A 7,802-nucleotide genomic window follows, 5' to 3' on the forward strand; every position below is an offset into this window, starting at 1 on the left:
GTAGGAATCAGAAAGCGAACTTGTAGGCCCACTCAAAGACTTCGTGCAGCAGAACAAAGCCGCTGGCTCGTTTGCCACACTTGACGTCCGCGGTCAGTTTGGTGCCGGGACTCGGAGACAGCTCTTTCAGCGCCTCCAGATCAGGCAGGACTCGCATCTTGATTACCGAGCCATGCTCTTCGTTGGTTTCCGCTCGCAACGAAATGTTTTCGACCGGCAACTTGGCAGGCAATGGTTCGTCGGGGTTGGATGCCAAGATGTAGTCGACATCCAGTGTTTGAACGTTGTTGTCGTGGATGAACTCATCCAAGTGACCTTCACGTTTTTCGGGCATCTCAATTTCGAGATACATCGGTTTGGAAAGGTCGGCGATCTCCATCAACACTTGGCCGGTTTGAATCGGACGGTTGAGCAACATCTTCTCGACTTCCCACGAAACCACGATGCCGTCGATTGGCGATCGCACGATCAAGTCTTCCGCTCGCTGTTCTTTCAACTTCAGCTTCGCACGCTGTGCTTCAAGCTTGGTTTGAATCTCGACCTCCTCCAATTCGATCGCACGCCGTTCGGTGGCCTTCAATTGCGATCGGTTTCTGGATTGAGTTCGGATGCGTTGCAACTCCGCCATCGTGGTTCGGATCTGTCCACGCAGATCTTCCAGCTCGATGCCAATGTCCGGGTTGATCATCTTCACCAGTGGATCACCGGCGGCAACGATCGAGTTGTGATCGACCAGCACCTCACGGACTTCGCCATCGATTCCCGCAAAGACTTCCCGGCGAGCTTCGGCTTTGAGTGTTCCGTCAGCCTCGAGGTCAAATTCCATCGGGATGAAGATCAATCCACAGATCAATGCCGCGATCGCACCGATCACTCCCAAAGTTTTTGGCAGTGTTCGAGCTCGCAAAACCCAAGTCGCTCGTCCGAGTGTTCGCCAGACGGGCATCAAGAACAGATTCGAGTGAGCCTGTGAGTTAGCGATTGCACGCGTACCGTGCTCGTAAACCAAATCGCATCGTTGACGGAAGATTTCAGGCGGGAGATCCGTTTCGATTTGCTCGACGATCAACGCACCGATCACTTCGCCGCGGTGAGCGTCATCGCGATCGACTTCGCCGGCCGCACCCATCTCAGCTTCCTGGCCGAGTTTGCGTTGCGGTTCGCGTAGCGGAAGCACGGCGAGATTACGGCCATAAGAAAGGTCGACGTAGTCTTCGAGAGCCTCTTCGATTTGCGGTGGCAAGTCTTCGGTGGACCCGTCGTGCCACAAAGGTTCGCCAGCCGCGACAACTCGCGTCGCCAGCACGTTCAGGGCTGCAACGATGTTCGATCGATTCTCGATTGTGTCCTGACCACTGATGGCCTCGACCTTGCACTTGCCACCTTTCTTGATGGCCACGCTGACACGGTCGCAACCGATCAGCCGTCGGCCTTCGTTGGCGACGATGGCGGCGGTTTCTTTCAGATCCAGTGATTCGTGAGCGGCACGCGCGAACGAGTCGGCTTGCTGCCACAGTGTTTGACGATCACCGAGTGTGCGGAGTTTTTGGCTGCGAAGCCATTCTGCGGCCAACTCGCACATCTGCTGCAAGAACCGCAGGTAGCCACGTTGTGTGTCGGGAGCGGTATCGGGACGCTGAAAGATCTCGATCAGACCGTCTTTTTGACCGTCGTGCTGAAGGGCACCCAAAACCAAGAGGTAACGGGTTGGATTGCCTTCGGCGTCTCCGTCGGTTGTTCCGCTATACGGAGGAACGAGCAACGACTGCCCCGAGGCGGCGGCGCGACGGATCAACCGGTTGTGGCGATCGGCGTCCTCTGTGCCTTCGGTCAAAATCGACGGTTCTGCGTTGATTTGATACTGCAACCGAAGCTGTTGATCCTCGTCCAGCAACCACACCGCACCTCCGGCCGCAGCCAGGGCAGTGATGATTTTGCTCAGCAACTCCGGATAAAACTCCGAAGCGGTGGCACCGCTCTTTGTGAGAGCTGCGATTTCGTTAACCAAACCGCGGATCTGCGCTTTGGTTTCTTCGACCGTTTGTTGATTGACCGACATGGGCCTGTCTGACTGCTCGGGCGAGAAGGGGGCGGAAATGTCCAGTGGGCCGACACTACTTAAAAATCCGCTCAGATCGCCACTGGAAGTCGCTTCAAAAGCGGAGTTTGCATTCTTCGCTGGCGAACTGTGACGCTGGCATGGGAAACGCCGGTTGCCCCGGTCTTTCCCCCCAACGCGACTACTCCGACAACGCTGAAAACACAGAGAAAATCGATTGCAACGATTCCCGCTGGACAACTTATACATTTTGTATAACCTCTTGTCCAGACTTGAGTCGGAAAGTTCACGGAACTCGTTTACGCGTCCCACCGACCACTTTTCTCGAGCAATCAGTCGCTTCACCTTCTCTGACACGCACCTCCGCCTGGACGCCCGCTTTGGCTGCACCTGACGATCAACCCGACACGTACGATGGCGGACCCGCTGGCGGTGGTTCTCCAGAAGGCGACTTGGCCAATGAAAGGCCCACGATGCATGTGGGGAAAAGCGAGCAACCATCCGGCAGCCAACCTTCTGCACCCGAGAATTCCGAAACGGGGCAGATGTTGAAATCCCTGCAGTGGGAACTCAACCGAATCCAGCGAACGGTTCGGCTGACGTTGCAATCCAAACTGCAGGGCTTGGTTGGCCAATCGCTCTCGACACTCAACGAAAACCGAGAACTTGCCAATTCAATCCAAAAGATGTTGGACACACATAGCCTTCGGATTCGATGCCCTCAGTGCGGACATGCGTCAATCTTGCGTGTCTCGCCGCGAAAGGGGATGCCAGGCGGAGCTTTTGTGCTCGACCACACCATTGAAGGCAAGCGTACGTTTCATGGTGGATCGTCTTCCGTCCCGCCGATTCAACTGACGGCAAAGCCCGAGCGAAAAGCGAAGGCGACCGCCAAGACTCGGCCCCAACCCGCCGACGCGGGGGAGCTTCAGTCCAAGGTTGGCTAGCTCGGCTATCCCATTTCGCCCAAAAAGCCTACAAACGTTTCCCAAATAGCCCTTGCCGAATTTGGGTTCAGTCGATTAGGTTCTGCGATTCAAATTTTCGGTGCCCTTTTGTCAGAAGTTGTGAGCAGTGGCTGTTCAACGAACCTACATGGCCAAACCCGGCCAAATCGAAAAGCAATGGCATGTTGTGGATGCCAGCGACGAAGTCCTCGGTCGACTCGCCAGCGATATCGCTGTCGTGCTGATGGGAAAACATCGTCCTGAGTACACACCTCACGTTGATTGCGGTGATTTCGTGATCGTCACCAACGCCGACAAGATCGGCATGACGGGCAACAAGATGCGTGATCGTCACTACACTTGGTACACCGGCTACCCAGGCCTGCGTCTGGAAAGCTACCAAGATCGTCACGATCGCAAGCCGGAATACTTGCTGTATCACGCCGTTCGTCGGATGCTGCCAAAGAACAAACTCGCTCGCCAAATGCTGAGCAAGTTGAAAATCTACGCTGGCCCTGAGCACCCACACACCGCTCAGCAACCCGTTGAATTGGTTCGCACCAGCAAAAAAGCTAGCGCTTAGTTCCCACACGCCCTCACCGACCGCATCACGCGGGTCTGATCCATGATTGCAGTTAAAAAAGACAAGATCAACGGCGACGCACTGGGAACAGGACGTCGCAAAAGCAGTGTTGCCCGAGTACGCGTTCGTCCAGGCAGCGGAAAAATCACTATCAATGGTAAGTCGATCGAAGATTACTTCGTCAACGACCAACATCGCTACGCGATCACTGAAACCCTCGAAGCCGCTGGCTTGACCGAATCGGTCGACCTGCTGATTCGTGTTTCGGGCGGCGGAATGACCGGCCAAGCCGGAGCCGTTCGCATGGGCCTCGCTCGTGCTCTGTGCAGCCACGATGAGGCATTGCACGACCCGATGCGTGAAGGCAGCTTCCTGACGCGTGATTCACGCATGAAGGAACGTAAGAAACCAGGCCTTCGTGGTGCTCGCCGTGGCGTTCAGTTTAGCAAACGCTAAGAAGGTTCAATTTTGGGTAAGAAAGAAGAAGCTTTTGAAGTCGAGGGCACCGTTACACAAGCCCTCGCCAACACTCGCTTTCGTGTGCAATTGGAAACCGGCAACGAGGTCATGGCCCACGTTGCTGGCCGAATGCGAAAGCACTTCATCCGGATCGTTCCAGGCGACAAAGTTCGCGTGGAGCTTTCGCCATACGATTTGACCAAAGGTCGTATCGTTTACCGCGAACGCTAACATCCGCTTGCGTTGGCTGACGGTTTCAATCGCCGATTTGCTTGCCATTTCCAGACGTCTTTCCTTTAGAAACAGCGACCGATACAGTGGCCAAGCCCCACCGGAAAACGAAGAAAGCCAATCACGGCAAACGCCCCGCAAATGCGAAGGCACGCAAAGCTAAGCGGAAAAAAATCAAGACCTGATCGTGGCACGCAGCGAATTCATCCTTGATCCGGCTCTGCTGGACGTTGACAAGCCAATCGCCGATATCGAGGCGATTCGCGAGTACAACCCGCAGCGGCACGAAATGGAACAACTGACCGCGATCCTTTATGAGGATCTCGATCAGCACGCGTGCGCCGCTTACAAAGCGATCACCGAAAACGAGTTCTGGGTTCGCGGTCACATGCCCGGCATGCCGCTCATGCCCGGCGTCGTGATGCTGGAAGCGGTCGCTCAGCTATCCAGCTATTACACCCAAAAGCACGACCTGCTTGGTGCCGCAATGGTCGGCTTCGGCGGGGTCGATGAAGTTCGCTTCCGCGGGGTCGTCACTCCCGGCGATAATCTCATCGTGCTGGTGAAGCTCGAAAAAGCCCGCCGGGGACGCATGATCGTCGCCCGATTCCAAGGCGTCGTGGGTACAGAACTGGTTCTCGAAGGTTGCCTGCGTGGGATTCCAATCCCAATCGAAGCAGTCACCCGACAACTCGGCGCATCCAAAGAAGCCGCCGATTCCTGAACCCTCGCTACGATGAGGTTGTTCAGTTTTCTGATACCGCTTTTCGGCAAATTTCCCGATGTTGCAGCTCTCCCGAAACGAAGTTTGGGTGAGAGCGATGTATCAGGTCGAGCGGCGCCGTTCAGGCGCACGCGAGGGTGAGGGCCGGGCACTGGAAACAGCGAGTAGCCCGCTCCACAAACGCCCATTCTGAATTCGGCCACACGGCTCGTTGCCAAAGAATATCGCCGCCTAGAAACTCGGCGGCGAACCGCCGAGCCTCGATTCAGTCAGAGATGACTAGCAGCTAAATCCGTCAGGAATCTGACCGTCTTTGATCACGATGCTGATTCCATCGCGAATTTGCAGGTCATCATCTTCGCCCTGGTGATCGATCTTGGCTTCGTTCAAGATGCGAACGTTCTCACCAACGCGACAATTCTTATCCAGAATCGCACCCTGGATCACGCTTCCGGCACCGACGCCAACTGGCAACTTCCCGTCACGAGCCGCACCTCGCATCTCGATGAAGTCAGCTCCCATCACAACGCTGTCCTTGATCGTCACGTTGTCGCCGATCACGGTTCGCAGACCGATGACGCTGTTTTCGATCGTGACGTTGTCGCCGATTCGGCAACCATCGGCGATCAAGCTGCCAGTGATCTTGGCATCGCCCATGATCGTTGGCGGCAAAAAGCGTGGCCGGCTGTAGATCGGTGAATGGCGATTGCGAATGTCGAACGGCGGGTTCTTACTGGCGAGCGACAGGTTCGCTTCGTAAAACGATCGGATGGTTCCGATGTCTTCCCAGTACCCGTCAAACAGGTGCAACTGAACCTTGTGAGTATTGATGGCTTCGGGAAAGACTTCCTTCCCAAAGTCACTGTGCAGGCTGTTCTCGAGCATGTCGACCATGAGGTCTTTGTCGAAGATGTACAGCCCCATGCTGGCCAACAGATCACGGCCTTGGCTTTCGATGCCGCGAGCGTCGATCCAGCTTGGTTCCATGCGGACCTTTGCGATCTCTTCTTCTGTTTGCGGCTTTTCAACGAACCCGGTCACACGTCCGTTATCGTCGACCTGCATGATCCCCAAAGCCGACGCGTCTTTACGAGTCACGGGAATACCAGCGATGGTCGCGGCAGCTCCGGACTCGATGTGAGTCCGCATCATGTCGCGAAAATCCATTCGGTAAAGCTGATCGCCCGAGAGAATCAGGACGTGCTTGATCCAGCTTTCACGCAAGTGAACCAGGTTCTTACGGACCGCATCGGCGGTGCCTTGGTACCAATCGGTGCCGGAATTGACGGTTTGCTGCGCGGCCAACAATTCGACAAAACCACCACTGAAGTGATCAAACGTGTACGTCTGCCGAAGGTGACGGTGAAGACTCTCTGACAAAAATTGTGTCAACACATAGGCGCGATTCAGCCCGCTGTTGATGCAGTTACTGATCGGAATGTCGATCAATCGATATTTCGCAGCCAAGGGCACAGCGGGTTTGGCGCGGATCTTTGTGAGCGGGAACAACCGTGTTCCGCGGCCACCGCCAAGAATCAACGCGATTGTATTGTTCAAGTCCATGATCACTCTCGTGGGATGACGTGCTAGTTAGTGTGAAGGATGGTGAATGTGAACGCTTGTTTCGGATCTGACTAGCTTACCAATACTTCTCAAAGCGAATGGTGCCAGGTCCGGGTGTTTCTGTGGCATCGTGGAAACCGGCAGCCCGAAGCAGAGGCAGCATGCCGGGTCGATCGGGGACCTCTCCGCCGGGCGGCACGTAACCGATCATGTCTGGGTTTCCGCACAAAAAGACGTGCGTGTTGCTGGGCGCGAGCGGATCACCAACCAACTCCGCCAGCTTGCCGGTGGTGAACATGGTTTGCAGATATTGCTTGCCAACGTAGTCGGGCCGGTTCGGTTCCAGGTTCTTGGGCTCACGAGTCGTCAAAGGCAGGTAGCAATAGTTCGGAAAACGTCGCATCAGTTCGTCGTGCTCGCTCTGGTAAGCGATGTCCGACTGATAACGGACGCTGGTCGCGATGACGACCTTTCCACGGTGCCCGCGAGACAACAATGTGGTTGCCATCGCGTTGTGCGGAGCTTCACCGGTGCCGGTCCCGAGCATCAAAACGTTTTCATCCGCCGGAATATCACCCAACAGATACCGCCCCGTGATTTTGCGTTCGACGCAAATTCGATCCCCCTCGCCTTTGCCAAACAAGCGAGGTGTCAGGGCGGGAGGCTTGCTCGCGGCAGTTGCGCCCTGACGCACCAACGTGATGTAAAACTCCAGGTAGTCGATCTGATCGACGGGCGCCAACTCACCCGCTTTGGGCGATTCGGCATCGTGAAGCATCGGACATGAAATGGAATACGCCCGCCGCACCAATTTTCGCGACTTTTTAATTGGAATGTCCTCGGGCTGGGTGCCACGCAATCGCGGCTCCCAGTTCCCAAGCCCGATGGCGACGTACTGCCCGGGCTCAAACGGCATCACGGGTTCATCACACTGGATGCGGAACCGGGCCAGATCTTCCGTCAGATCCATTCGCTTGATGATGGTCGCGTTGTAGTGCCGCTCGCGAAGCAGACGCTTCTCTTCATCGTCCGGGTAGTCCAATTCATCCATCGCGTTTTCAACTCCCAGATGCCTTTTTCACGTCGGCGACCTCGTCCGCCTGAGTTACTATAGTGGATGAGGTCGAGCGGCGTGGTTGTGTCCACCTCGGTTTGTCAGCCCAGCATTTTTTGACAAATGTCTTGGCCGCAAAGCGATGCGGATCGGCTGAGAAAGAAGGCCCTCCGCCGAGTGAA

9 protein-coding genes are annotated in these 7,802 nt (G+C 55.8%); 6 read left to right on the plus strand and 3 right to left on the minus strand.

Features of this window, described 5'->3' with window-relative positions:
- Nucleotides 1-7: 7 nt before the first annotated feature.
- The gene (locus tag RE6C_RS29195; RefSeq protein WP_008662626.1) at nucleotides 8-2,059 is read right to left on the minus strand and encodes an efflux RND transporter periplasmic adaptor subunit; all 2,052 of its coding nucleotides are present in this window, start codon (nucleotides 2,057-2,059) and stop codon (nucleotides 8-10) included.
- Between the two features lie 380 nt (nucleotides 2,060-2,439).
- Here RE6C_RS29195 and RE6C_RS29200 point away from each other — a divergent pair, with 380 nt between their 5' ends.
- From RE6C_RS29200 to RE6C_RS29220, 6 genes are all read left to right on the plus strand, one after another.
- Nucleotides 2,440-3,006, plus strand: a complete 567-nt coding sequence (locus tag RE6C_RS29200; protein WP_008662627.1) for a hypothetical protein — start codon at nucleotides 2,440-2,442, stop codon at nucleotides 3,004-3,006.
- 148 nt (nucleotides 3,007-3,154) lie between these two features.
- Entirely contained in the window at nucleotides 3,155-3,589 is a 435-nt protein-coding gene (gene rplM, locus RE6C_RS29205; RefSeq protein WP_007328021.1) for a 50S ribosomal protein L13, read from the plus strand.
- Between the two features lie 42 nt (nucleotides 3,590-3,631).
- Entirely contained in the window at nucleotides 3,632-4,045 is a 414-nt protein-coding gene (gene rpsI, locus RE6C_RS29210; protein WP_007328022.1) for a 30S ribosomal protein S9, read from the plus strand.
- 12 nt (nucleotides 4,046-4,057) lie between these two features.
- Nucleotides 4,058-4,279, plus strand: coding sequence for a translation initiation factor IF-1 (gene infA / locus RE6C_RS29215; RefSeq protein WP_007328023.1), 222 nt, complete (start codon nucleotides 4,058-4,060; stop codon nucleotides 4,277-4,279).
- A gap of 86 nt (nucleotides 4,280-4,365) precedes the next feature.
- Nucleotides 4,366-4,464 (plus strand): 50S ribosomal protein bL37, encoded by a 99-nt coding sequence (locus tag RE6C_RS33690; protein WP_390173962.1) that lies wholly within the window; start codon nucleotides 4,366-4,368, stop codon nucleotides 4,462-4,464.
- 2 nt (nucleotides 4,465-4,466) lie between these two features.
- Nucleotides 4,467-5,003 carry a 3-hydroxyacyl-ACP dehydratase FabZ family protein gene (locus RE6C_RS29220; protein ID WP_008662632.1) on the plus strand — a complete coding sequence of 179 codons (537 nt, stop codon included), beginning with the start codon at nucleotides 4,467-4,469 and terminating at the stop codon, nucleotides 5,001-5,003.
- A 279-nt stretch (nucleotides 5,004-5,282) separates the two neighbouring features.
- Here RE6C_RS29220 and RE6C_RS29225 read toward each other — a convergent pair whose 3' ends face one another.
- Nucleotides 5,283-6,572 carry a glucose-1-phosphate adenylyltransferase gene (locus tag RE6C_RS29225; protein WP_008662633.1) on the minus strand — a complete coding sequence of 430 codons (1,290 nt, stop codon included), beginning with the start codon at nucleotides 6,570-6,572 and terminating at the stop codon, nucleotides 5,283-5,285.
- Nucleotides 6,573-6,642: 70 nt separating this feature from the next.
- Nucleotides 6,643-7,617 carry a ferredoxin--NADP reductase gene (locus RE6C_RS29230; RefSeq protein WP_008662634.1) on the minus strand — a complete coding sequence of 325 codons (975 nt, stop codon included), beginning with the start codon at nucleotides 7,615-7,617 and terminating at the stop codon, nucleotides 6,643-6,645.
- Nucleotides 7,618-7,802 lie beyond the last annotated feature (185 nt).

The sequence above is a fragment of the Rhodopirellula europaea 6C genome (assembly GCF_000338295.1).
In the GTDB taxonomy this organism is placed as follows: domain Bacteria; phylum Planctomycetota; class Planctomycetia; order Pirellulales; family Pirellulaceae; genus Rhodopirellula; species Rhodopirellula europaea.

Bases quoted from the DNA above. Each gene is read 5' to 3' on its own strand.
- RE6C_RS29195 (WP_008662626.1), bottom strand. From the start codon at position 2,059: ATGTCGGTCAATCAACAAACGGTCGAAGAAACCAAAGCGCAGATCCGC.
- rplM (WP_007328021.1), top strand. From the start codon at position 3,155: ATGGCCAAACCCGGCCAAATCGAAAAGCAATGGCATGTTGTGGATGCC.
- rpsI (WP_007328022.1), top strand. From the start codon at position 3,632: ATGATTGCAGTTAAAAAAGACAAGATCAACGGCGACGCACTGGGAACA.
- RE6C_RS29230 (WP_008662634.1), bottom strand. From the start codon at position 7,617: ATGGATGAATTGGACTACCCGGACGATGAAGAGAAGCGTCTGCTTCGC.